This is a genomic window from Vreelandella aquamarina (genome assembly GCF_044805175.1).
GTDB lineage: Bacteria > Pseudomonadota > Gammaproteobacteria > Pseudomonadales > Halomonadaceae > Vreelandella > Vreelandella aquamarina_B.
The window spans coordinates 1,109,614-1,134,210 of the sequence record NZ_CP085232.1; the positions used below are offsets into that span (position 1 = coordinate 1,109,614).

Sequence of the window (24,597 nt, forward strand, 5' to 3'; positions counted from 1 at the left end):
TAAATACAACAATAAGGACTTGGCATGACTTCCGTAGGCATTATCCATCGTAATACGATTGGTGCTGCGCTTAACCGCAGCGCCCGTAAATATTCTCAGCAGCTTGCACTTCGTTTTGGTGATCGTTCATGGAGCTATCAAGCCCTCAACACTGCTGCTAACCAAGTGGCTAACGCTCTTTTGAAGGCTGGGCTTACCCCAGGAGACCGCCTGGCTGTATACGGTAAAAACTCAGACGCCTATGTTATTGCTTGGCTTGCAGCATTGAAGGCAGGTCTGGTGCATGTGCCTGTCAACTTCGCCCTGAGTAGCGATGAGCTACGCTATATTCTGGAGCAGTCGGGCGCTAAGGGAGTACTGAGCGACGTTTCTCTCGCCGATAAAGTGCGTGAGGCGACTCAAGCGATAACACTTACCGTGAATGGCACGTTGCATGCCACTAAGCAGTCCACTGAGGCCAACGGATTCGATGTGCTGGATTGCGTCCGGTCGTCTTGCCCAACCGAAGAACCCGACGTAGCACTAGAAGGCAGCAGCCTTGCGCAGCTGCTGTACACCTCCGGCACGACGGCAGCGCCCAAGGCCGCAATGATGAGCCATCAGGCGTTAATGGCAGAATACATGGCGTGCATGGTAGAGCTAGATATTAAAGGCAGTGAGGCGATGTTGGCAGCGTTGCCACTTTACCACTCAGCGCAAATGCATGTTTTTTTGATGCCCGCGCTACTACTCGGCGCGCCCGTTATTCTACTCGAAGCACCGTTGCCAGAAAGCTGTCTATCTGCCATCGCCGAACATCGCATTACATCTTTCTTTGCCCCACCCACCGTATGGATAAGCCTGTTACGGCATGCAGATTTTGAAAAATTCGATCTAACCTCACTTAAAAAAGCCTATTACGGCGCTTCAATTATGCCGGTGCCGGTTCTAGAAGAGATGCAACAGCGATTTACTGGCGTGGGTTTGTACAACTGCTATGGGCAGAGCGAAATTGCCCCGTTAGCGACCGTTTTACGGCCGGAAGAGCATGCTGAGCGGCCCGCCTCAGCGGGTAGGCCAATCCTTACCGTAGAAACGCGTATCGTCGATTTAGAGGGGAACGATGTTGCGCCAGGCGAGCACGGTGAGATTGTTCACCGCTCGCCGCAGCTCATGGTGGGCTATTGGGATAAGCCCGATATGACGGCAGAGGCTTTCCAAGGCGACTGGTTTCACTCGGGAGATGTAGGTTATGTCGATGAGGCGGGTTATCTATATATCGTAGATCGTATCAAGGATGTGATTAATACCGGCGGCGTGTTGGTTGCCAGCCGTGAAGTAGAAGAAGCGGTTTTTAAGCACCCAGCCATTTCTGAGGTGGCGGTTGTTGGGCTACCCGATGAGAAGTGGATTGAGGCGATTACGGCCGTGGTGGTGCTGAAAGAGGGGCAGGCAGTGAGTGAGGAGGAGCTGATTCTGCACGCTAAAAGCGTTATCGCACCCTATAAAGTGCCTAAACGCGTTGTATTTACCGACGCGCTGCCCAAAAGCACTGCGGGGAAAATTTTGAAGCGTCACCTGCGCCAAGACCTCAAGGAGTCATGATGGACGAGCAAACAGAGGCGCTTTTTCATGCCATGATCACCCGCTGCTTAGCACAAGAAGTGGCACCGTATTACCAGCAGTGGGAAGAGGCTGGTGAGATTCCTCGGTCGTTGTGGACGGCGCTGGGTGACGCCGGACTATTAGGGATTGATCTTGATGAGACGCATGGCGGCGCTGGGGCGGATATTGCAATTACCCAGTTGGCGCTAGAAGAGATGTCACGCCAGGGGTTTGGAGGTCTCGCTAGCGCTTACAATATTCACGCCAACATTGTGATGCCCTACATACAAAACCTAGGGAGTGAAGCACAGCGAGAAAGTTGGCTACCCAGCATGGCGCGAGGGGAGTGCTTAGGGGCGATTGCTATGAGTGAGCCCCACGCCGGAAGTGATTTAGCAGCAATGAGAACGCGTGCCACCAAAACAGATAATGGTTGGTTGCTCAACGGCAGCAAGCTGTTTATTACCAATGGACAAGTGGCTGATCTCGTTATTGTGTGTGCTAAAACAGACCCCAGCGCAGGAGCAAAAGGGGTTTCGCTATTTTTGGTAGATACGTCTTTGCCAGGCTTTTCCCGAGGCAAACCGATTAAAAAGATAGGTCAGCATGCCAGCGATACCGCAGAGCTGGCCTTTGACCAGCTACTGCTCCCTGATCATGCGTTGCTCGGGGAAGAAGGCGCAGGGTTCCGATACTTAATGCAAGAGCTACCCCGCGAGCGTTTGGGCGTTGGCGCACAAGCCCTGGGTGCCATTGAGGGTGCATTAGCGCTCACGTTGGATTATGTCACTCAGCGGCACGCCTTTGGCCAGCGGGTTGCCGACTTTCAAAATACGCGCTTTACATTGGCTGAGGTTAAAGCGCAATTAGAGGTGGCGCGGGCTTACTTTAACCACTGTGTTGAGCAATACCGCCAGGGGGAAATGTCCAGCACAGAGGCCGCTATACTCAAGTTGCAATTAAGCGAGTTGCAATGTCGTGCCGTTGACCGTTGTTTGCAGTTGTTTGGCGGATACGGCTACACCCACGAGTACCCCATTTCACGTTTTTATTTAGATGCGCGGGTACAAACTATTTACGCCGGCAGTTCCGAGATCATGAAAGAGGTGATCGCTCGTTCATTGCTAGGCAAAACCTCATGACACCGTGTTGTGAGTATTCTTAACAAGGAGAATGTATGCAGCTGGATAGCGTAGTCATTGTGGGCGGTGCGCGCACGGCAATAGGCGGATTTGGCGGGACGCTTTCATCCTTTGCTCCGCATGAGTTAGGCACCATTACAGCTGTAGAAGCACTGCGCCGTGCAGGGGTGGCTGGCGCGGATATCGACCACGCAGTATACGGGCATATTATTACCACAGGCCCGGAAGATGCTTATCTTGCACGGCATATTGCACTAGGTGCGGGGGCGCCGAAAGAAGCAGGTGCCTTCAATGTCAATCGGCTGTGTGGCTCCGGTGTTCAAGCGGTGTTATCCGCCGCCCAGCAAATTGCTTTGGGGGATAGTCGCTTAGCGTTAGCGGGCGGCGCTGAGTCCATGTCGCGAGGAGCCTATCTGCTACCGCCCCAAGCACGTAATGGTATCCGCATGGGAAATGTGGATATTCAGGATCTAACCCTCGGTGTACTCAGCGACCCCTTTGGCAGCGGCCATATGGGTATCACGGCTGAGAACATCGCCCAACAGTACGGCTTAAGTCGCGAGCAGCTAGATCAGTTCGCGCTTGATAGCCATCAAAAAGCGGCGCAGGCCATAGCAGAAGGGCGTTTTGACGAGCAAATCGTGCCGGTAGAGGTGGCTAAAGGTAAGCAAACAACGACCTTCACTCGCGATGAGCACGTGCGTAGCAGTGTTGAGCTCAGTGATTTAGCGCGTCTAAAGCCTGCGTTTAAACGAGAAGGAGTGGTGACCGCAGGAAATGCGTCCGGCATTAATGATGGTGCGGCAACCCTTGTGTTGGCCCACGCCGAAGAAGCACAGACCCGCGGCCTCACGGTGCGCGCCCGACTGCGGGTGGCCACTACGGCAGGCGTTGAACCATCGCTGATGGGGCTAGGTCCCATTCCTGCGGTCAAGCGCTGCCTTCAACAGGCAGGGTTGTCGATTAACGATATGGATGTGATTGAGTCTAATGAAGCCTTCGCTGCTCAGGCAATGGCTGTAGCAGAGACCCTGGGCTTCCCCGTGGACAAGCTAAACCCCAATGGCGGAGCGGTTGCCCTTGGCCACCCTGTGGGGGCGACGGGAGCTATCCTGATATTGAAAGCGCTGCATGAATTGGAGCGTATTCAAGGGCGTTACGGCTTGATTACACTCTGTATTGGCGGCGGGCAGGGTATCGCGCTGATCATAGAGCGCTGCTAGCCAAGCTGCGTGTCTAATAACAATCAAAGGTATGTTTTATGTCGACGATAACGCCAAAACTACTCCCTTCGACCTCTTCTGCCACCAACCCGCCCATGTTGATCAAGGATCTGTTGGAGTCCGGCGTTCGCATGGCGGGCAATAATCAGATCGTTTATCGCGATCAAAGCCGTCACGGGTATCGTAGATTTCAAGAGCGGGTGCATCAGCTGGCCCATGCGCTGACCGCGCAAGGCGTACAGGCAGGAGATGTCGTGGCCGTGCTCGACTGGGATAGTCATCGCTATTTGGAGTGCTTTTTTGCCATACCCATGATTGGCGCGGTGCTCCACACGGTCAATGTACGCTTGGCACCGGAACAGATTCTCTACACCATGGAGCACGCTGAAGACGTTTTTGTGCTCGTGCATGAGGACTTCGTTCCGCTGATGGAGCCGCTCGCAAAACAGCTACCAAATATTCGTGGCTACCTGCTCTGCCAAGAGGCTGAACATAGCGTCCAAACAACGTTACCTCTGGTGGGTGAATTTGAAGCGCTGCTCCGTGAGCAGCCTGGCCATTACGACTTTCCTACCTTTGATGAAAACGCCGTGGCAACGCTATTTTACACCACGGGCACCACGGGTAACCCTAAAGGGGTGTTTTTTACCCACCGTCAGCTTGTTCTACACACGCTAGGCGAGGCCAGTACCTTTCAGGTGCCAGGGTTTGAGTTGCTGAATCGGGATAAGGTGTATATGCCCATTACGCCGATGTTCCATGTGCATGCCTGGGGTGTGCCCTATACGGCAACGCTGCTGGGAGCAACGCAAGTATATCCAGGTAAGTATGAGCCAGAGATGCTGGTGAAACTGTTGGTCAGTGAAAAGGTCGACTTCTCTCACTGCGTTCCTACGTTGCTGAATATGGTAGTAAGTGCGGAAGCCATTGCATCGAAGAAAGTCGACTTAAGCGGCTGGAAGGTGTTGGTGGGTGGCAGTGCGCTCACCCAGGCATTAGCAAGTCGTGCATGGGCTTTGGGGATTGATACGCGCAGTGCTTACGGTATGTCGGAAACATGCCCGTTGCTCACCGCAGATATTTTACCTAAAGAGGTAGCCGACGCCGAGTTTGAGAGCCAGCTACCATGGCGCTGTAAGGCAGGGCTTCCGGTGCCATTAGTGAAACTGCAGGTGGTAGATACTGACGGTCAGCCGCTTCCCAACGACGGCAAAAGTGTCGGTGAAGTGCGTGTCCAGGCGCCGTGGCTCACCCAGGCTTACTATAAGGAGGACAAGCGTAGCGAAGAGTTATGGCGGGATGGCTGGCTACATACAGGGGACGTTGGCTCACTGGATGAGCATGGCTTCTTAGCGATCAGCGACCGTATCAAGGATGTGATTAAGACCGGCGGCGAATGGCTCTCATCGCTGGAACTTGAGAGCTATATCAGCCAGTGCCCTGGTGTCGCTGAGGTAGCGGTCATCGGTGTCGCTGATGATAAATGGGGGGAGCGGCCAGCGGCGCTGGTGGTGCCGAGTGATCTCAATCAACCGCCTACCGTAGAGGCAATCCAAGGCTTTATGGAGCAGTTCGTCGCGCAAGGCAAGCTCAACCGCTGGGGGGTGCCCTCACTCATTCATATCGTCGACGAAATCCCCAAAACCAGCGTGGGCAAGCTGGATAAAAAGCGCATTCGTACCGAGATATAAACGCTAGCGCTTTATCCCCGCCGCCTTTGCTTTACGATAGGCGGCGGGTGAGTTGCCTGTCCACTGTTTGAAAGCACGGCTAAAGCAGGCTAAGTTCTCAAAGCCAAGTTTTTCTGCTATGCATGATAGCGTTTGCTGACTTCGGGTTAATGCCTGAATAGCATAGTCGCGGCGATACTCATCTTTTACCGCCTGAAAATGCGTACCTTCTAACTGCAAGTGTCGAGATAGGGTACGTACGGAGACGTGCAGTGCCTCGGCTACCTCTTGTACGGTGCAAGATTCAGGTAAATAACGGCTTAAATGCTCCCTCACCCGATGAGTAGCTAATCGGTCTTCAAAAGATACATAAAACCAATCAGCGGGTGCGCGTTGTAAAAAAGCGCCAAGGTGCTGCTTTGTTTGCCGAATAGGATGCGCTAGAAGCGATTTGTCGAAGTACACAGCGGTTTGTGGCTGATCAAATTTCACTTTGCCAGGATAAAAGTAGAGATAATCTGCACTGTGAGCAGGCTGTGGGTAGCCGCACTCCATCAATACTGGCGGAATTTTTCGTGCAATCATCCAGGAGGCAATTCCGTGAAAAAGTTTCAGCATCAACTCATGGATTAAAATGCGGCTGCCCTGAAGCGGGGCATGCTCCTCAAGCGCCATCCGCGCTAGGTGATTTTCAATCGTAAAGGTATAGCTAAAATCATCGAGAAGGATGCGAAAAAACTGGGTATAGCGGTGAAGTGCTATATGTAAGGTAGGTGCCTCCAACATACTTAAGCAAAGTAGCTTGAGTGTCCCACAGCGTAACGGCCGTGAGAAAAAGCGTGGTGTTTCATCATCCAACTCAACGGCAATCAGTCGGTACAGCTCTGCAAATTGCTCTACAGTGACTCTCCCGTTAGGCGCGCTCAATAGAAAAGGCGAAATGCCCGCTAGTTCTAAATAGCGTGTTGGGGGCTGTCCCGCAGCGGTTATGCCACGAAACAGCTCGTTCACAAAATGCATAGAGACGGTCACTGTCACGCTGGAACCACCTTATCAGCGTCTTTAAACACTGTTTGCTTGTCGTCAAGAGGCTTATGACGTTAGCACGTTGTAGCGCCTAGCTCTATAAGGGTGCTTCGCAATGTGGGTGCATGCGTTACACTGTGCGCCTCACGACGAAGGAGGACACTGCGTGACCCTGTTACGACTCGAACAGCTGCAACTCGCTTACGGCACCCAAGTACTGCTTAACCGCGCCGACCTAACGGTTGAAAGAGGCGAGCGGCTAGCGCTGGTCGGGCGCAACGGCACCGGTAAATCCACGCTGCTGAAGCTAGTGGCGGGCGACATTCAGGCGGATGACGGCTCTATCTGGCGTGCACCGGGCTTGAAAATCGGTGTGCTGGCTCAGGAGCTCCCTGAATCGTCGGGTATGACCATTTTTGATATGGTCGCCCAAGGCCTGCCGGAAGCGGGTGAGCTACTCTCTGAATATCACCACTTAATCAACGACCCAGACCCAGACATGAACCGCATGGCAACGCTGCAAACGCGCCTTGAGGCCATTGACGGCTGGTCGTTCCATCAGCGTATCGATGTGGTGCTCACCCGCTTGGGACTACCGCCAGAGGCCGAGATGAGCGCGCTGTCCGGTGGCTGGCGTCGTCGTGTAGCGCTGGCCCGCGCGCTAGTGTCAGAGCCTGACCTGTTACTTCTTGATGAGCCCACCAACCACCTGGATCTTGATACCATTGCGTGGTTGGAAGAACAGCTACTTGCCTTTAACGGTGCTGTACTGCTCATTACCCACGATCGGGCGTTTTTGTCGAAACTCGCTACGAACATCCTTGAGCTGGATCGCGGCAAACTCGGGCGCTACCCCGGAAACTACGCTGAATATCAGGCGCGCAAACAGCATGAGCTGGAAGTGGAAGCTCGTGAGAACGCCGAGTTCGATAAAAAACTCGCCCAAGAAGAAGCTTGGATACGCCAAGGTATTAAAGCGCGCCGCACCCGTAATGAAGGCCGGGTCCGCGCGCTAGAGGCCATGCGTAATGAGCGTAGTCAGCGCCGCGAGCGGCAGGGGACGGCCAACCTTACCGTGGATAGCGGGGAGCGAACCGGTAAGCGCGTGGTAGAGCTGAAAGGCGTTACCCAGCGTTTTGGCGACGATGTCATACTACGCAACGTTAATTTGGAGGTGATGCGTGGCGACAGGATCGGTTTCCTGGGGCGCAACGGTGCCGGAAAAACCACGCTGCTAAAAATCCTGCTCGGAGAGTTGGCACCCACCGAAGGCAGCGTGCAGCTAGGCACGAACCTAAAGGTTGCTTACTTTGACCAGCTGCGTGCCGGGCTAGAGCTGGAAAAAACGGTTTATGACAACGTGGCCCAAGGTAGCGACCGGGTTAGCGTGGGCGGTAAAGATCGCCATGTGATGAGCTACCTGCAAGATTTCTTGTTTACCCCAGACCGGGTACGCCAGCCAGTAAAAGCGCTCTCCGGGGGCGAGTCGAATCGCCTCTTGCTGGCCAAGTTGTTTACCCAACCCGCCAACGTACTGGTGCTGGATGAGCCCACCAACGACCTGGATATGGAAACCCTGGAACTGTTGGAAGAGCTGCTGCTCGATTTCGACGGCACGCTGCTGCTAGTCTCCCACGACCGAACCTTTATGGATAATGTGGTGACTAGCATGTTGGCGTTTGAAGGTGAGGGACGCGTGCGTGAATACGTGGGTGGCTACACCGACTGGATTCGTCAGGGTGGTAAACTGCCCCCCGCACCGTGGGAAGGTGCTGCACGCCAGCAAACAGAACCCACCAGCGCGGCTGTTGAAAAGGCCCCACCCGCTCCGGCAGTGGAGCCGGCCAAAAAAGCCGTTAAGCTCTCCTACAAGCTGCAGCGTGAGCTGGATGCTTTGCCCGCCGAGATTGAACGCTTAGAGAACGAGGTAGCGTCGCTTGAACAGGAGGTTGGTGACCCCGCGTTTTATCAGCAGGAAGCCACCGCCGTGACGGCGAAACTGCAGGCGTTAGAGAAGGTTCAGCAAACGCTGGAAGCTGCTATGGAGCGTTGGATGGAGCTAGAGGCAATGGCTAACGGCGAGTAGTGTTCTTGCTGAATACGCCAAAGGCCCCGAGAGGGGCCTTTGGCGTTACGTATTATTCGTCGCTTTTTTCACCTTTCTTACCCACGCGAACGGCCAAGACGTCGCACTGAGCGCCATGTAGTACGCCAGTAGAGGTGGAACCAAGCAGCAGAGCAAAACCGTGACGACCATGGGAACCGACCACAATGAGGTCAACGTCATGCTCCTCGGCGAAGCGGTGGATTTCGGTGTCCGGCATACCGACTACCACATGCTGATCAGCGGCCTCAACGTGGGGGGAGGCAATCTCTGCCAAGCGTTTCTTGGCATGTTCGTCCAGCTGATCCTGGATGCTGGTAAGATCCATGGGGATATCGCCACCGTAAGCGAAGCCCAGTGGCTCAAGCGTGTGCATAATAGAGATCTTGGCGTCGTTGTTGCGCTCGGCAATGGCAACGGCACGTTCAAGAATCTTGTGAGAGTCTTTGGTTAAGTCAACGGCAACCAGGATGTGGCGATAGCTCATGGCGTATCTCCTTGATGGTGTGTAACAAAGAAAGGCTTTGTTAGATACCCTTTACTTTAGGCTGGGTGCTTTATCTTAACAACGACCTGGATCATGGTTTTTTACATCGCCGATTCAGTTTGGCAAAAATTCAGTTTGGCGAAATAGGGTGGATAGTGCAATGGAATGGTTAATTATCGTCTCAATACTGATGTTTGTGATCGCACCGGTTATGTGGCTGAAGCCTAGCCCGCGTCAGAAGCGTCAAATGGCGCTACGTGCCAGTGCGGCTAAGCATGGCGTGGTTGTTAAAGTAGCCAAGCCGCCCCTGCACCATTTTAGAGGCACGATGCCCGCGTATCGCTGGCCCTATCCCCAGCAGGCACCTGGGCCTGACTTTGTGCTGGTGCGTGACTCTAATGCTAGCGATGCTTTGGAGCCCTTCCATGCAGGCTGGCGCTGGCGCATTGCGCCGCTACGGCCACTGCCTGAAGCCGCCCGTGTGCCGCTGCAATCGCTGCTGGAGCGTCTGCCCCAGGATGCGCTGGTTATTGAATCTGACCCGCACGCCTTGACGCTTTGGTGGTGGGAATCCCAAACCGCCGAGCGGTTCACTACCTATCTAACTGATATGCAAAAGGTAAAAGAAGCGCTCAGCGGTTTATCGGATCGTCCACCCGGCAAGCCGTTTGAGACTGATAGTAAGGTGGTAGAAGAGAAGTAGCGGCTTACGCCGAAGGGCCTTCTTGGTCTCTGGCTTGAATAGCCAAGCCATTTGATTCGATAAGTGCTAACCACTTATCTAGCTGGTCCAGGTCGCTATCGCTAAGGCCTGCCAGCATCTCCTGGCGCGCAGCGAGTACCACGCTGTCGATTTTCTCAAGTAGCGGCATAGCCGCTGGCGTAAGATAAATACGCTTGCTGCGGCGGTCGTTATCACAGGCGCGCCGCTCCACCAGCCCCTGCTGCTCTAGCTGGCCCAACGTGCGTACCAGTGAGGGCGCTTCGACGCCGATAGCCCGCGCTAAATCGCATTGAGGGTTGCCTTCACCTAGTTTCCAAAGGTGGTACAGCGTTACCCAACGGGTTTGGGTTAAGCCCAAAGGTGCTAACCTGCGGTCTAGAATCGAGCGCCACAGGTGAGGCAGGCGGGCAATACGAAAACCAATTGTTGTTGAAGCCATAGCTAACTAACTACCAAAAAATGTAAGTGGGCGAATTGTCATAAGCTGTGCCGCTGAATGCAAGACGTTCTGTTACCCTGCTTCGGACGATTCGCTGTGGGTTCCGCTTTTGCCAGGAATAAAGCGGCGCAAGTTGAGAGCACTCAACCCGCTAGGCTTAATCGTGCTGTCAGCGATAGTGGCTTGGCCAGAGTGGTCTGAAACGGTAAAGCGGATAAGCCCGAGCCGCTGGCCGCTAGCGGTCATAATATCAACTCGCCATTCGCCTGAAGGGTCTTGGGGGAAGTTCTGTTTATGGCTCCAGGCCCGATAGCCCTGCTCGCGTCCTCCGTTGATGGCGAGCTCGACATTATCTAGCGGCTCCCCATTGTGATGCCAAGCATGATAAATAGTTTCACTTAACCCACGGGGCGCACGAATAGCGGTATAGACATACACACCATTCGTGCGTAGCGCCTCAGGTGTTAGAGCCATAGAACCCTGAGGCACTCGCTGTTGCGTATCAAATGCTGGAGATAGAGCGCTGCTCGTCATCCATAGGTTGGCAGGGGGCACCCACACTCGGCCTAGCCAAGCGGTATACGCCAATGCCAATGTGAGCGCGAAGAATCCTAGCCAACGAGACAGCGAACGCTTTTTCAAGAAATGACTAAAGCTGGGCAGAGCCACCACAACAGTTAACGCCAGCGCCAGCAGCAAGCTTTGTCCGGTGGTGAGGTGCAGCATAATCGGCAGAATCACCAGCAAGACTAAAAAGACGCACTGTGCGTGGAAAATAAAGTAGAGGCTACGCCAATGTCCGGCGAGCTTGTAATAGAGCGGGTCGATAATCGACCACATGGCCATGCCGATCACTAAGAGCGCGAACAGTGCCTGGCCGCTGTTCCACACGGTGGTGGCCAAGATAAACGGCAGGGTAAAAAACAGTGTCTCCTGGTGAATCATCTGGGCGATAAATGCGGTGATGCCTTTAGGCAGGGTGGGGTGGCCTCGGCGGGCCAGCCAACGGCCTATCAAACTCTCGGAAAGCAGTAGCAGCCAGGCTAATAGCAACCCCAGCGCTAAAGCGGCCCCTAGCCACTGCTGGCGATCAACAAGGAAAAAACTCCCCAAACCTGCCGTGAATGCAATAGGAGGCCATAGCCAGCTCCAGGGTTTAAGGCGTTCCACAAGCTGCTCGATACGCGCCTGTAGTGCCGTAATACGCGCAGCAGTGAATAGTGTGCCCATAGGGTTAAGACTCATTATTGAAAGACATATGATCAGTGGATTAAGCAATAAAGTCGATGTGAATAGCCAACATGCCTGAAAAAAGCGCAAGAAATGTGGGTGTATGGTGGGTTCTATAATACTTGGCCGAGTTAGCCAAAAGTCAGGGCTTGACGTACTCGAGTAACTCAACCAAGCTAAGGCAATCAAACGACCGTATGAAAGCGCGGCGGGCACACCATTACCGTGCCGGCCCGAACTTGTGGAGAGAGCGCGGATGATCTATCAAGGCAATGCCATCACGGTGGAACGTCGTGACACCCAGGGTGGCAATGACATCGCAATACTCACTTTCAATTTGAAAGATGAGTCCGTCAACAAGCTATCCAGCGCCGTCGTGGCAGAACTCGGCGACGCTGTCAAAACCCTTCAGGCCGAAAGCGGTTTGAAAGGGCTGATGATTCGCAGTGGAAAAGACGCTTTTATTGTCGGTGCCGATATCACCGAGTTTCACAGCCTGTTTGATAAGGGCGAAGAATATTTGGTAGAGATGAACCTGAAGGTTCACGATATTTTCAACGCCATTGAAGACCTGCCTTTCCCTACCGTCACGGCGATCAACGGCCTGGCGCTGGGCGGCGGTTGCGAAGTGCTGCTGACTACCGATTTCCGCGTGATGAGCGAAAAGGCCAAGATTGGCCTACCGGAAACCAAACTGGGCATTCTGCCGGGCTGGGGTGGTTGCGTGCGTTTGCCGCGCCTGATTGGTGCGGATAACGCCGTGGAGTGGATTGCTGGTGGCACTGAAAACCGTGCGGATGCCGCGCTAAAAGTGGGCGCTGTGGATGCTGTCGTCGCCCATGAGCTGCTGGAAGAGGCCGCACTGGATATCCTCGACCGTGCCAACGCAGGCGAGCTGGATTATCAAGCCCGTCGGGAAGAAAAAACATCGCCGCTGAAGCTCAACGCTATTGAGCAGATGATGGCGTTTGAAACAGCCAAAGGCTATGTGGCCGGTAAAGCGGGTCCGCACTACCCAGCGCCCGTTGAAGCGATCAAAGTGATTCAAAAAGGTGCCGGTGAAACCCGCGCCCGCGCCCAGGCGATTGAAGCTAAATCCTTTGCCAAGCTGGCGCTGAGCAGCGTTGCCTTCAACTTGGTGGGGCTGTTCCTGAACGACCAAGTCGTTAAAAAGAAAGGCAGCAAGTACGAAAAGCAGGCCCAGCCGGTCAAACAGACCGCTGTGTTGGGCGCGGGCATCATGGGTGGCGGTATCGCTTACCAAAGTGCCAGCAAAGGCACGCCCATTCTGATGAAAGACATCAAGGATGACGCCATTGAGCTTGGCCTGAAAGAGGCGCGCAAGCTGTTTGCCAAGCAGGTAGAGCGTAAAAAGCTCACCACCGAGCAGATGGCCGAGAAACTCTCCAACATCCGCCCGACACTCTCCTACGGCGATTTCGGTAACGTCGATTTGGTCGTGGAAGCGGTGGTCGAGAACCCCAACGTCAAAGACGCCGTGTTGACCGAAGTGGAAGGCATGGTGGGTGAGAACACGATTCTGACCTCCAACACCTCGACCATTTCGATCAACCGTCTGGCTAAGAACTTAAAACGCCCTGAAAACTTTTGCGGTATGCACTTCTTCAACCCGGTTCACCGCATGCCGCTGGTGGAAGTCATTCGTGGCGAGAAGACCTCCGATGCTGCCGTAGCGGCCACGGTGGCCTACGCTCGCGCTATGGGTAAAACCCCCATCGTGGTGAATGATTGCCCAGGATTTTTGGTCAACCGCGTGCTTTTCCCTTATTTCGGTGGCTTTAGCTTCCTGGTCGAGCAGGGCGCTGATTTCCAGCGCGTTGATAAAGTCATGGAGAAGTTTGGCTGGCCCATGGGCCCGGCGTACCTGCTGGATGTCGTCGGCATGGATACCGCTGTTCACGCCAACGAAGTAATGGCCGAAGGCTTCCCAGATCGTATGGCACGTGAAGGCAAAACCGCCATTCAAGTGATGTACGACAACAAGCGTTTGGGGCAGAAGAACGACAAAGGCTTCTACGCCTACGAAGAAGATAAGAAGGGTAAGCCGAAGAAAGTCAGCGACGAGCAGGCTTACGCGCTAGTAAAAGAAGTGGTGAAAGAGCAAAAAGAGTTTTCGGATGAAGACATCATTGCTCGCATGATGGTGCCGCTGTGCCTGGAAACGGTGCGCTGCCTGGAAGATGGCATTGTCGATACGCCAGCAGAAGCTGACATGGCGCTGATTTACGGCATTGGCTTCCCTCCCTTCCGTGGCGGTGCGCTGCGCTACATCGACGCGCTGGGCGTGGCCGAGTTTGTTGCGCTGGCGGATCGTTTGGCAGAAGAGCTGGGGCCGCTTTATGCACCCACCGAGAAGCTGCGTGCCATGGCACAGAATAACGAGCAGTTCTACGCTGGCACCACGGCAAGCGCCCAGGCCTAAGTCACCACCCACAGGAGAAATAAGATGAGTTTGAATCCGAGAGATATCGTGGTGGTTGACGGTGTTCGTACCGCCATGGCGAAAGCGAAAAATGGCGCCTTCCGCAACGTGCGCGCCGAAAACCTCTCCGCCGCCGTGATGCAGGCGCTGTTTACCCGTAATCCCAACCTGGACCCGTCAGAAGTAGACGATGTGATCTGGGGCTGCGTTAACCAGACGCTAGAACAGTCCATGAACATCGCCCGCAACGCGGCGATCATGACCGGCATTCCACGTTCGGTGCCCGCGCAAACGGTGAACCGCCTGTGCGGCTCTTCGATGACCGCGCTGCATATTGCCGCCGCGAACATCAAAGCCGGTATGGGTGACTTCTACGTGATCGGTGGTGTTGAGCACATGGAGCACGTTCCCATGGCGCACGGGGTCGATGTGAACCCGGCCGCAAGCAAATATGCGGCTAAGGCTGCCATGATGATGGGCCTGACGGCGGAGCTGTTGGGCAAAATGCACGGCATCTCCCGTGAAGACCAGGATAAGTTTGGCGTGCGTTCGCATCAGCGTGCTCAGGCGGCGATGGAGAAAGGCTACTTCGATAACGAAATTATCGGCGTTGAAGGCCATGACCAGCGCGGCTTCAAAGTGCTGGTGAAAAACGACGAAGTGATTCGCGCCGATGCCAGCCTGGAATCTATGGCGAACCTAAAGCCGGTCTTTGACCCCCGTAATGGTACCGTGACGGCAGGCACCTCGTCAGCGCTCTCCGTGGGTGCGTCCGCCATGGCCGTCATGAGCTACGAGCGTGCCCAAGCACTGGGGCTAGAGCCGATTGCTAAAGTGCTCTCTACCGGTGTGGCGGGTTGTGATGCTTCTATTATGGGCTATGGTCCGGTGCCTGCGTCGAAGAAAGCGCTGAAAGCGGCTGGCCTCTCTGCGGCGGATATTCAAACCGTCGAACTGAACGAGGCGTTTGCTGCTCAAGGCCTGCCGGTGCTTAAAGACCTCGGCTTCCTGGACGCCATGGATGAAAAAGTGAACCTGAACGGCGGCGCGATTGCCCTGGGGCATCCGTTGGGCTGCTCCGGTTCGCGTATTTGCACCACGCTGCTGAACGTGATGCAGCAGCGTGATACCACGCTAGGTTTAGCCACCATGTGTATCGGTATGGGGCAGGGCGTTGCCACCGTGTTTGAGCGCTTAAAGTAAGCGATCACTCACCCTTCAAAACGGCACCTTCGCGGTGCCGTTTTTCGTTTTGAAGGGCTTTAAAACAACCCGTTATCCAGTCCAGCGGCCATGATCATGCCTAGCTCTTCCGCTTGGCGGGTAAACGCCTCTTGCCACTCGCCGCGAAAAATAAGCGGGTCCTGTACCCAGCGCCAGCGTAGCCCTGTGATAATGCTCTCCACTGCCCGCCGGGTGCCCGTGCCGTCGTGGCCCGCGCGAATATAGAGTGCGCAGGGCAAGCCCTGCTTCTCTTCCAGTACGCTGTAATAGCTCCGGTCGAAAAAGTCCTTAAGAGCGCCGCTCATGTACCCCAGGTTTTCGGTGGTGCCCAGCACGATGCCGTCGCAGGCGAGAATATCCGCTGGCCCCGCCTCGAAAGGTGTTTTGACGATGCACTCCACCGCCTCGATGTCCTCGTGCTCGGCGCCATGCTGCACGGCATGGCACAGTGCACGGGTATTGACGGATGGAGAGTGCGCGACGATTAATAGGCGTTTCATAAGGAAATCTTCAGGCAATTGGCGGTGGCGTTAAGAGGTGCCACACTGTAAGCACTTACTGACACAGCCTAGCGGCCCTGTGCCTAACCAATCAAACGCTTTTAAAAGCGTATTGGGTAGAGGGGGGCGTTCAATGATCAAAAAGGGAAGCGCGTCATGCGTCAGCAGGCCAAAACGATAGGGATCGCCACGCTTTGCACATTAACACTGCTGTTGGCCGGGTGTGCCGGCCCATCAAGCACACCTTCCGAAAATGGCAGCCGTTCGACCCCTGAGGCGAGCAACGCAGGGTCAGCTCCTTCTACGGCGTATCTGCCCGCTGAAATGAGCCAGGCAAAGGATTGGGTGCCGCCCCTGCTGGCAAGCCCTGAAGAGGAAGCCGCTTACTATGTGAGCCGCCTAGCCGACCGCCGGTTTGTCGGCGAGTATGGCGGCCCCGACAACCCGCGCCCTTGGTATATCGCCGCTGAACGCTTGGGTGAATTGGGTCTTCCCGCAGTACCACTGCTGTTTGCCCGGCTCAATACCGATGACCAATACGAGCTGATGTTAGTGCTGTATGCACTGCACTTGGCCACGCAAGACCCGCTAGTCACCTTCCAAACGGGAGGGGAAGCCGTACAGCTGCCAACAGTTCTAGAGCCTAGCGCTAATGCAGAGAATCGACGCATCGCTCAGCAGTGGTGGGAACGCTATTCTGCCCAGTTGGAGATTCGCTAGCCCGTTCGCTACAGTAACTCTTTGCAATCCACCAAGTCGTTAGGAGAGCTTTATGGCCTTTGCACTATCTTCGATGCAAGTCACCAGCACAGCCTTTGGCAATCATCAATCGATCCCTGCCAAGCACACAGGTGAGGGGGAGGATGTCTCCCCGGCCCTGGCATGGCAAGGCGCGCCAGAAGGCACCAAAGGGTACGCGGTGATATGCCACGACCCCGATGCACCGCTGGTCAAAGAGGGCAGCTATGGGTTTGTTCACTGGGTGCTATATAACCTACCGGGCGACCTGACTGCATTGGAAGAGGGGACAGCGCTGTGTACCCAAGGCTACAACGATTTCGGCACGCTAGGCTATGGAGGCCCTATGCCGCCTGAAGGTCACGGTAGCCACCTTTACTACTTCTGGGTGCTGGCGCTGGATGAGCAGACATCGCTTCCTGAAGGACTATCACTGCCGGAGTTACTTAAAGCCGTGGAGCCGCACCTTCTGGGCATGAATCGCTTAGTGGGCACTTACCAACGCTCCTGATTCACGCTTTAGGCTAGAGCATTCCGCTCAAGCCGTGTAGGCTCCATCGCTTTCTACGCCCTGTATATTAGTCTGCTGCGATGGAGCCTTTGATGAGCGACCTGCCTAATTGTCCTGCCTGTACCTCTGAGTTTACTTACGACGATGGCCTTCAATACGTCTGCCCTGAATGTGGAAACGAGTGGTCCAAGGAGGTAGATACCAGCGATGCGACGTCGGAATCAGGTATTCGCGATGCAAACGGCAACATGCTGGCCGATGGTGACACCGTCACCGTGATCAAAGACCTCAAGGTCAAAGGCAGCTCCTCGGTTGTCAAGGTGGGCACCAAAGTGAAAAATATCCGCTTAGTGGACGGCGATCACGATATCGACTGCAAAGTCGATGGCATTGGCCCGATGAAGCTGAAGTCCATCTTCGTTAAAAAAGCGTAGCGCCTCGCCTACCCAAGGCGTCACCTCTTTAAAGTTAAAGCCTGCAGCTCGCATGCAGGCTTTTCTTTTACCTAGTTATTATCGTGTTTAATAGTTAACCTAAATGATAATGATTGGCTTTTTTGATGTTAACGGCGGCGAACGTGCTAAGAAATCGCGCTATTTGATAAGGATTTTGCGGAAGGGCTTCACATCAAATTTATACAGGACTAAAATGGTACCCAATTAACGGGTAGGCCCAACGGCTCAGCCCAATGCGATGGTAAACGGAGTGACTATGCTCAAGCTTTCTCGGCTGACAGATTATGCCGCTGTGGTGATGGCGCAAATTGCCCGCCATCCCCAGGCGTCGCATGCGGCGGCTGACTTAGCGGAGGCGGTTCAATTGCCCCACCCCACGGTGAGTAAAACGCTGAAAATGCTGGTGAAGGCGGGGCTTTTGGAGTCGCAGCGCGGTGCACAGGGTGGTTATCGCCTAGCGCGGCCAGCTTCTCAGATCACCGCTGCCGACATTATTAGCGCCATAGAAGGGCCGGTAGCGATGACCGAGTGCAGCCAAGCGGAAGGTGAGTGCGAGCTGGTGGCCACCTGCGGCGTAGCGGATAACTGGCAGCGGGTATCGTTGGCCATTCGCACGCTGCTTGAGAGCGTCACGCTCGCCCACTTAGCGGATACGACGCCTATCAAGCTACCCGTACAGTTACCGATTCAAAGTATCAGCCTATCGGCGGCATCAGCTTAACCGCTAGGCAATGTAACCCTATTCACGGCGAGCTAACCTCGCCACCCAACTGCCCGGAGGGTATCACCATGGCAAGCGAAGAAATGGAACAGTTGGTTCGTCGCGAGTACAAAGATGGCTTTGTAACCGATATTGAAAGCGACACACTGCCACCTGGCCTGGATGAAAACACCATTGCCTTTATCTCTAAAAAGAAAGGCGAACCGGAGTGGATGCTGGAGTGGCGTCTGGACGCTTACCGTCAGTGGTTGCAGATGGAAGAGCCGTCCTGGGCACACTTAAACTATCCGCCCATCGACTACCAAGCGATTTCCTACTTCAGTGCGCCCAAGCGCCCGGAAGATCGTCCCCAAAGCCTGGATGAAGTCGACCCCAAGCTGCTGGAAACCTACGAAAAGCTGGGTATTCCGCTGCATGAGCGTGCTGCCTTGGCGGGGGTTGCGGTTGATGCGGTATTCGACTCTGTTTCTGTCGCCACCACCTTCAAAAAAGAGCTGGCGGAAGCAGGTGTGATTTTCTGCTCGATTTCCGAAGCGATCCATGACTATCCCGACCTGATCAAACAGTACCTAGGCACCGTGGTACCCGTCGCCGATAACTACTTCGCCGCACTGAACTCCGCCGTATTTACCGATGGCTCGTTCGTGTTTGTGCCGGAGGGCGTGAAGTGCCCAATGGAGCTGTCCACCTATTTCCGTATTAATGCGGCTAACACTGGCCAGTTCGAGCGCACGCTGATTATCTGCGAAGACCGCGCCCAGGTCTCTTACCTGGAAGGCTGTACGGCTCCCATGCGCGATGAAAATCAGCTGCACGCGGCGGTGGTTGAGCTGGTGGCGCTGGATGATGCCTACATCAAATACTCCACTGTTCAGAACTGGTACCCCGGTGATGAAGAGGGTAAGGGCGGCATCTACAACTTCGTGACCAAGCGCGGCGACTGCCGTGGCGAGCGTTCTCGCATTAGCTGGACACAGGTAGAAACCGGCTCTGCGATCACCTGGAAGTACCCCTCCTGCGTACTGCGCGGTAAAGACAGCATCGGTGAGTTCTACTCCGTCGCCGTTACCAACGGTCGCCAGCAGGCGGATACCGGCACCAAGATGATCCACATTGGTGAGGGCACGCGCTCTTATATTGTGGCCAAGGGTATTTCGGCCGGTCAGAGTGACCAGTCCTATCGTGGACTCGTGAAGATCGGCCCCCGTGCCAAGGGTGCGCGTAACTTTACCCAGTGCGACTCACTGCTGATTGGCGATAAGTGCGGGGCGCACACCTTCCCGTATCAGGAGATCGGTAACAGCACCGCGACCATCGAGCACGAAGCAACGACCTCTAAAATCGGTGAAGACCAGCTCTTCTACTGCCAGAGCCGTGGTATCTCGGAGGAGGACGCGGTCAGCATGATCGTAAACGGCTTCTGTAAAGACGTTTTCCAAGAGCTGCCGATGGAGTTCGCGGTAGAAGCGGAAGCGCTGCTCAATGTCACTCTGGAAGGCGCGGTGGGCTAACCTCTCTGGCACCCAACTTTATTTTTAGGGCGTCGCGCTCGCGACCCGCAAGCATTTAAAAGGCGATCACTATGTTGCAAGTTAACGATTTACACGTCACCGTCGAAGGCAAAGAGATTCTGAAAGGCCTGACGCTCACCATCAACGCCGGTGAAGTTCACGCCATCATGGGCCCCAACGGCGCGGGTAAATCCACTTTGTCGGCGGTTATTGCCGGTAAAGATGGTTACGAAGTGACCCAGGGCAGCATCACCTTTGAAGGCCAGGACGTACTCGAGATGGAAATCGAAGAGCGTGCGCAGGCGGGCCTGCTGCTTGGCTTCCAGTACCCGGTGGAAATCCCGGGGGTGAAGAACATCTACCTGCTGAAGTCTGCGCTTAACGCCCAGCGTGCCGCTCGCGGAGAAGGCGAAATGCCGGCGCCGGAGTTTATGAAGCTGGTGAAAGAGAAGCTCGGCTTTATGAAAATGGACGCCAGCTTCCTGCAGCGCGCGGTGAACGAAGGCTTCTCCGGCGGTGAGAAAAAGCGTAACGAAATTCTCCAGATGCTGGTGCTTCAGCCGAAGCTGGCCATGCTTGATGAAATCGACTCCGGTCTCGATATCGACGCCATGAAAGTCGTTGCCGACGGTGTGAACAGCCTGCGTGCTGAAGAGCGCGCCATTCTGCTGGTTACCCACTACCAGCGCCTGCTGGACTACATCGTGCCGGACAAAGTCCACGTATTGGTTGATGGTCGCATTGTGAAAACCGGCGATGCCGAGCTTGCCAAAGAGCTTGAGGCCAACGGTTACGAAGGCATTGAGGAGTCCGTGGCATGAGCGATACGCAAACGTTTTTGGACACGCTAGCCGCGCGTAGCCAACAGCGCGGCGAAGAGCCCACCTGGATTGCCGCGCGCCGCCAGGCGGGGGCAGCCCGCTTTGAAGCGATGGGGTTCCCGACCCGTCGCGATGAAGAGTGGAAATACACCGACGTGCGTACCATTGCTCAGGGCAACTTTGCCTTGGCCGATAACGCAGAATTCTCCCAGGCCCAGGCAGCTGCCATCACACTTCCGTTGGATGCCTACCGGCTAACGTTCGTGGATGGTGTGTTCTCGGCAGCGCTGTCAGATCTCGACGCGCTACCAGGCAGCGTCCAGGTCATGCCGCTCTCCAAAGCGCTGGCGGAGAACCATGAAGCCGTGGGCGGCCCGCTGGGCCGTTTGACCGGCGTTGATTTCTCCCCCTTTGCTGCGCTAAACACTGCCTTTATGGAAGAGGGAGCGGTGGTGCGCATTGCGCCGGGCACGGTGGTCGAAAAGCCCATCCTGCTGCAATTCCTTTCCCGTGCGGGCACGCCGGTGATGAGCCATCCGCGCATTCTGGTGGAAGCTGCCGGACGTAGCGAAGCGACCCTGATCGAGCATTACGTGGGTGAGGCGGACGCCGCCAACTTCACCAACGTGGTGGCAGAGTTAATGCTGGACCGTGGCGCCATTCTGAACCACTACAAGCTTCAGGAAGCGCCGCTTGGCGACCTGCACGTGGCGAGCATCCACGTCGAGCAGAACCGCGACAGCCGCTACACCTCGTACAACCTGAATCTGGGCGGAGCCCTGGTGCGCAACGACCTGATCAGTGATCTGAATGGCCAGGGCGCCGAAGCGAATTTCTACGGCCTGTTCTTTGGCCAGGGTCGCCAGCACGTGGATAACCACACCAAGGTGAACCACAATGCGCCGCTGACGTTCTCCAACGAGAACTACAAAGGCATTCTGGATGATCGCGCCCACGGCGTATTCAACGGCAAGGTCTACGTGAAGCGCGACAGCCAAAAGATCGAAGGCTACCAGAGCAACCAGAACCTGCTGCTCTCGGATCGTGCCCAGATCAATGCGAAGCCGGAGCTGGAAATCTATGCCGACGACGTCAAGTGCTCCCACGGCACCACCACCGGGCAGTTGGACGAAGAAGCCGTTTACGCCCTGCGTACGCGCGGCATCGACGAAGCAACGGCCCGCGGTCTGTTGACGCTGGCCTTCGCCGGTGAAGTGCTTGAGCAAGTGGCGCTGGATGCCATTGCCGAGCGCGTCGAATTGGCGGTTGCCGGCAAGCTGCCTGAGCGGTTTAACCTAGCCGGGCTGGTAGAAGCGGCGGTTGCGCTCAACGACTAATCAAGGAGTCATCGATGCCCCATAGCGTGATTGAGAAGCCCACCGAGCGTAGCGTCGCGGCTTATGATGTTGAAGCGCTGCGCGGCGACTTCCCGATTTTAAATCGGCAGGTCCACGGTAAGCCGCTAGTATACCTCGACAACGCGGCGACCAGCCAAACGCCGCAGCAGGTCATTGACGTATTTAGCGATTACTACGCGCGCTATAACGCCAACATTCATCGGGGGCTGCATACGCTGGCAGATGAAGCGACGGCCGCCTTTGAGGCCACGCGTCATCGTGTCAAAGCGTTTCTCAATGCCGAAGATGCCCGCCAAATCATCTTCACGCGGGGCACCACTGAGGCGATCAATCTCGTGGCCCAAAGCTGGGGGCGCAGCGAGCTAAAAGCAGGCGATGAGGTGCTGATTTCGATGCTGGAGCACCACTCCAACATCGTGCCTTGGCAACTGCTGGCGGCCGAGCGTGATGTGGCCATCAAAGTAATTCCGGTGGATGCGCATGGCGCCCTCGATATGGCCGCTTATCGTGAGCTGCTAAGCGAACGCACTAAGCTGGTAGCCGTCAACCACGTCTCTAACGCGCTGGGTACGGTGAATCCGGTCAAAGAGATGGCGGAGCTGGCCCACCAGCATGGCGCGCTGATATTAGTCGATGGTGCCCAGGCGACGCCGCACCAGCAGGTTGATGTTCAAGCGATTGATGCCGACTTCTATGCATTTTCAGGCCATAAAGTATACGGCCCAACCGGCGTGGGCGTGCTATACGGCAAGCAGGCGCTGTTAGAAGCCATGCCGCCCTGGCAGGGTGGTGGCGAGATGATCAAGACCGTCTCCTTCGATGCAGGCACCACCTTTGCTGCTATTCCGCATAAGTTCGAAGCGGGTACGCCGGCTATTGCAGAAGTGATTGCGCTTGGCCGCGCACTTGAGTGGATAGAAGGGGTCGGCGTTGAAGCGATTGGTGCTTGGGAAGCGGTACTGCTCCATCATGCGACCCAGGCCGTCAGCCAGATTGACGGGCTGCGTATCCTGGGTACGGCTCCCCATAAAGCCGGTGTACTCTCCTTTGTGGTGGATGGCGCACACGCCCAGGATATCGGCTTGCTGATTGACCAGCTTGGCGTTGCCATTCGTACAGGGCACCACTGCGCCCAGCCGCTGCTTCACCATTTTGGTGTCGAGGCGACCTGCCGCGCATCGTTCGCCGCGTATAATACCCTCGATGAGGTGGATACTTTCGTGGCGGCGCTCAACCGTGTGATTGGGATGGTACGTTAAGGATAGCTATGGATATCGAGCAAGTGGCCAGCCTCGAACGAGGCCAACAACTCCCGCTACAGCGCGATGTAGACGCCATCGCCATTCCGTTCGGTAAAACGGAAACCTTGGCGGAGGATAGCGTGGTAAGCGTGATGCAAGCCAAAGGTAGCTCGGTAAGTGTCGGGTTTGAAGGGCGGCTGTACTTGATCGAAGGGAGTAACCTGGACGCGCTGGGGCTGGCACCCTTGCCGCGTCCAACGCTCCCCGAGAGCGCCAGTGATGAAGAGATCGAGCAGTTTGTCTGGGATCAGCTGCGCACCTGCTTTGACCCGGAAATCCCGGTCAATATCGTTGATTTAGGGCTGGTTTACGGCTGTCGTATCGAGCGCTTGATTAGCGGCGAGCGTATGGTCACTATCCGCATGACGCTGACCGCGCCAGGCTGTGGCATGGGCGATGTGATTGCGGCCGATGCGCGCAATAAAATTTTGGGCGCACCGCAAATCAACAAGGTGCATACTGAAATTGTCTTTAGCCCGCCCTGGAGCCGTGACATGATGAGCGACGAAGCCAAGCTAGAGCTCGGCATGTTCTAACCCCTGCTGGGGAGCTGGATGTACAGCCTGCTATTACGTTGGATGAAGCGTTTTCTAATGTCGCTAGGAGCCTTGTTGCTGCTGGCGACATTGCTGTTTATAGCCGGTAATTTTTGGGTGCTTGCAAGCACAGCGCGCTATATCAACGGCCCTTTTGAGCAGTGTCGCGTTACCGACGTGGCGATTGTCTTCGGTACTTCCCACTGGACCCGCGGTGGCCTACGCAACCCACATTTCCATGCTCGTATGCGCACTTCCGCGCGCCTCATCGCTGACCAGCGTGTGCAGCATTTGTTGCTTTCGGGTGATAACCGCACCCAGGCCTATAACGAGCCGCGTGCCATGTGGCGCGACTTGTATCGTCGGGGCGTGCCTGCTGAACAGCTTACGATGGATTTCGCAGGCTTTAGCACCTACGACACTATGGTGCGGGCGCGGGATGTTTTTCAGCTTGAAGAGGCACTGCTGGTTACCCAAAGCTGGCACTTGCCACGGGCGATTTTTATCGGGCGAGCCCTGGGGATGGATGTTACGGGCTGCATTGCCGAAGAGCAGCCAGCCGCAGATGTATGGCGGTTAAAAATGCGTGAATGGGTCGCGCGAATTGCCACGCTAGGAGACCTTTACCTATGGCGAAGGGAACCATATTTTCTTGGCCCCGCCGAACCCATCGAACTCCATCGCCAAGAAGAGGGCGATGAGAGTGAAGGGTCGCGCAGCGAGGGAGTGTCGGCCACGACCGTAGATTCGACCGTGGAGAGTGTGGATAGTGACGCTGCCTTACTCTTCTTGCAGACGCAGCAGGCTGACACGCAGCCTGAGAAGTCGCTTGAACGTTAAATAGACGCT

General features: G+C 55.5%; 23 protein-coding genes. 18 read left to right on the forward strand and 5 right to left on the reverse strand.

Going from position 1 to position 24,597, the window contains the following annotated elements; all coding sequences use genetic code 11:
- The first annotated feature begins 24 nt into the window (after positions 1 to 24).
- The 4 genes from LG300_RS05195 to LG300_RS05210 are packed head-to-tail and all read left to right on the forward strand — an operon-like array spanning position 25 to position 5,640.
- A complete protein-coding gene (locus tag LG300_RS05195; RefSeq protein WP_404377328.1) occupies positions 25 to 1,584 on the forward strand; it encodes a fatty acyl-CoA synthetase in 1,560 nt (519 codons plus the stop codon).
- The gene (locus LG300_RS05200; protein WP_404377329.1) at positions 1,584 to 2,726 is read left to right on the forward strand and encodes an acyl-CoA dehydrogenase family protein; all 1,143 of its coding nucleotides are present in this window, start codon (positions 1,584 to 1,586) and stop codon (positions 2,724 to 2,726) included. Before LG300_RS05195 ends, LG300_RS05200 begins: the two co-directional genes overlap by 1 nt.
- Before the next feature lie 35 nt (positions 2,727 to 2,761).
- A complete protein-coding gene (bktB, locus tag LG300_RS05205) occupies positions 2,762 to 3,949 on the forward strand; it encodes a beta-ketothiolase BktB (protein WP_404377330.1) in 1,188 nt (395 codons plus the stop codon).
- Between the two features lie 38 nt (positions 3,950 to 3,987).
- Positions 3,988 to 5,640, forward strand: coding sequence for a fatty acid--CoA ligase (locus LG300_RS05210; RefSeq protein WP_404377331.1), 1,653 nt, complete (start codon positions 3,988 to 3,990; stop codon positions 5,638 to 5,640).
- Between the two features lie 3 nt (positions 5,641 to 5,643).
- Here LG300_RS05210 and LG300_RS05215 read toward each other — a convergent pair whose 3' ends face one another.
- Positions 5,644 to 6,657, reverse strand: a complete 1,014-nt coding sequence (locus tag LG300_RS05215) for an AraC family transcriptional regulator (protein ID WP_404377332.1) — start codon at positions 6,655 to 6,657, stop codon at positions 5,644 to 5,646.
- 154 nt (positions 6,658 to 6,811) lie between these two features.
- Between LG300_RS05215 and LG300_RS05220 the strand changes: the two genes are divergently transcribed.
- Entirely contained in the window at positions 6,812 to 8,731 is a 1,920-nt protein-coding gene (locus tag LG300_RS05220; protein ID WP_404377333.1) for an ATP-binding cassette domain-containing protein, read from the forward strand.
- A gap of 52 nt (positions 8,732 to 8,783) precedes the next feature.
- On the opposite strand, the gene LG300_RS05225 is transcribed toward LG300_RS05220, so the two are convergent.
- Positions 8,784 to 9,236 (reverse strand): universal stress protein, encoded by a 453-nt coding sequence (locus LG300_RS05225; protein ID WP_404377334.1) that lies wholly within the window; start codon positions 9,234 to 9,236, stop codon positions 8,784 to 8,786.
- Between the two features lie 160 nt (positions 9,237 to 9,396).
- Here LG300_RS05225 and LG300_RS05230 point away from each other — a divergent pair, with 160 nt between their 5' ends.
- Positions 9,397 to 9,939: a preprotein translocase subunit YajC gene (locus LG300_RS05230; protein ID WP_404377335.1), complete on the forward strand. Its 543-nt coding sequence runs from the start codon at positions 9,397 to 9,399 to the stop codon at positions 9,937 to 9,939.
- Between the two features lie 4 nt (positions 9,940 to 9,943).
- Here LG300_RS05230 and slyA read toward each other — a convergent pair whose 3' ends face one another.
- Positions 9,944 to 10,399, reverse strand: coding sequence for a transcriptional regulator SlyA (slyA, locus tag LG300_RS05235; RefSeq protein ID WP_404377336.1), 456 nt, complete (start codon positions 10,397 to 10,399; stop codon positions 9,944 to 9,946).
- Positions 10,400 to 10,471: 72 nt separating this feature from the next.
- Positions 10,472 to 11,629, reverse strand: a complete 1,158-nt coding sequence (locus LG300_RS05240) for a DUF5924 family protein (RefSeq protein ID WP_404377337.1) — start codon at positions 11,627 to 11,629, stop codon at positions 10,472 to 10,474.
- Between the two features lie 256 nt (positions 11,630 to 11,885).
- Here LG300_RS05240 and fadB point away from each other — a divergent pair, with 256 nt between their 5' ends.
- Both fadB and fadA read left to right on the forward strand, forming a co-directional pair.
- Positions 11,886 to 14,072: a fatty acid oxidation complex subunit alpha FadB gene (gene fadB, locus LG300_RS05245; protein ID WP_404377338.1), complete on the forward strand. Its 2,187-nt coding sequence runs from the start codon at positions 11,886 to 11,888 to the stop codon at positions 14,070 to 14,072.
- 24 nt (positions 14,073 to 14,096) lie between these two features.
- Positions 14,097 to 15,275 (forward strand): acetyl-CoA C-acyltransferase FadA, encoded by a 1,179-nt coding sequence (gene fadA, locus LG300_RS05250; RefSeq protein WP_404377339.1) that lies wholly within the window; start codon positions 14,097 to 14,099, stop codon positions 15,273 to 15,275.
- Positions 15,276 to 15,334: 59 nt separating this feature from the next.
- Here fadA and LG300_RS05255 read toward each other — a convergent pair whose 3' ends face one another.
- Positions 15,335 to 15,796, reverse strand: a complete 462-nt coding sequence (locus tag LG300_RS05255) for a flavodoxin family protein (RefSeq protein ID WP_404377340.1) — start codon at positions 15,794 to 15,796, stop codon at positions 15,335 to 15,337.
- Positions 15,797 to 15,952: 156 nt separating this feature from the next.
- Between LG300_RS05255 and LG300_RS05260 the strand changes: the two genes are divergently transcribed.
- The 10 genes from LG300_RS05260 to LG300_RS05305 all read left to right on the forward strand — a co-directional run bounded on the left by LG300_RS05260 (position 15,953) and on the right by LG300_RS05305 (position 24,588).
- A complete protein-coding gene (locus LG300_RS05260; protein ID WP_404377341.1) occupies positions 15,953 to 16,516 on the forward strand; it encodes a hypothetical protein in 564 nt (187 codons plus the stop codon).
- A gap of 52 nt (positions 16,517 to 16,568) precedes the next feature.
- Positions 16,569 to 17,045 carry a YbhB/YbcL family Raf kinase inhibitor-like protein gene (locus tag LG300_RS05265; RefSeq protein WP_404377343.1) on the forward strand — a complete coding sequence of 159 codons (477 nt, stop codon included), beginning with the start codon at positions 16,569 to 16,571 and terminating at the stop codon, positions 17,043 to 17,045.
- A gap of 92 nt (positions 17,046 to 17,137) precedes the next feature.
- A complete protein-coding gene (locus tag LG300_RS05270) occupies positions 17,138 to 17,479 on the forward strand; it encodes a zinc ribbon domain-containing protein YjdM (RefSeq protein WP_404377345.1) in 342 nt (113 codons plus the stop codon).
- A gap of 277 nt (positions 17,480 to 17,756) precedes the next feature.
- Positions 17,757 to 18,221: an SUF system Fe-S cluster assembly regulator gene (locus LG300_RS05275; protein ID WP_404377346.1), complete on the forward strand. Its 465-nt coding sequence runs from the start codon at positions 17,757 to 17,759 to the stop codon at positions 18,219 to 18,221.
- Positions 18,222 to 18,289: 68 nt separating this feature from the next.
- Positions 18,290 to 19,732 carry a Fe-S cluster assembly protein SufB gene (gene sufB, locus LG300_RS05280; RefSeq protein ID WP_404377347.1) on the forward strand — a complete coding sequence of 481 codons (1,443 nt, stop codon included), beginning with the start codon at positions 18,290 to 18,292 and terminating at the stop codon, positions 19,730 to 19,732.
- Between the two features lie 71 nt (positions 19,733 to 19,803).
- A complete protein-coding gene (sufC, locus tag LG300_RS05285; protein ID WP_139528441.1) occupies positions 19,804 to 20,553 on the forward strand; it encodes a Fe-S cluster assembly ATPase SufC in 750 nt (249 codons plus the stop codon).
- Positions 20,550 to 21,890, forward strand: a complete 1,341-nt coding sequence (sufD, locus tag LG300_RS05290; RefSeq protein ID WP_404377348.1) for a Fe-S cluster assembly protein SufD — start codon at positions 20,550 to 20,552, stop codon at positions 21,888 to 21,890. Before sufC ends, sufD begins: the two co-directional genes overlap by 4 nt.
- A 14-nt stretch (positions 21,891 to 21,904) precedes the next feature.
- Complete coding sequence (locus LG300_RS05295; RefSeq protein ID WP_404377350.1) at positions 21,905 to 23,170, forward strand: aminotransferase class V-fold PLP-dependent enzyme; 1,266 nt, start codon at positions 21,905 to 21,907, stop codon at positions 23,168 to 23,170.
- An 8-nt stretch (positions 23,171 to 23,178) separates the two neighbouring features.
- A complete protein-coding gene (gene sufT, locus LG300_RS05300) occupies positions 23,179 to 23,748 on the forward strand; it encodes a putative Fe-S cluster assembly protein SufT (protein ID WP_404377351.1) in 570 nt (189 codons plus the stop codon).
- Positions 23,749 to 23,766: 18 nt separating this feature from the next.
- The gene (locus tag LG300_RS05305; RefSeq protein WP_404377352.1) at positions 23,767 to 24,588 is read left to right on the forward strand and encodes a vancomycin high temperature exclusion protein; all 822 of its coding nucleotides are present in this window, start codon (positions 23,767 to 23,769) and stop codon (positions 24,586 to 24,588) included.
- Positions 24,589 to 24,597: the final 9 nt, after the last annotated feature.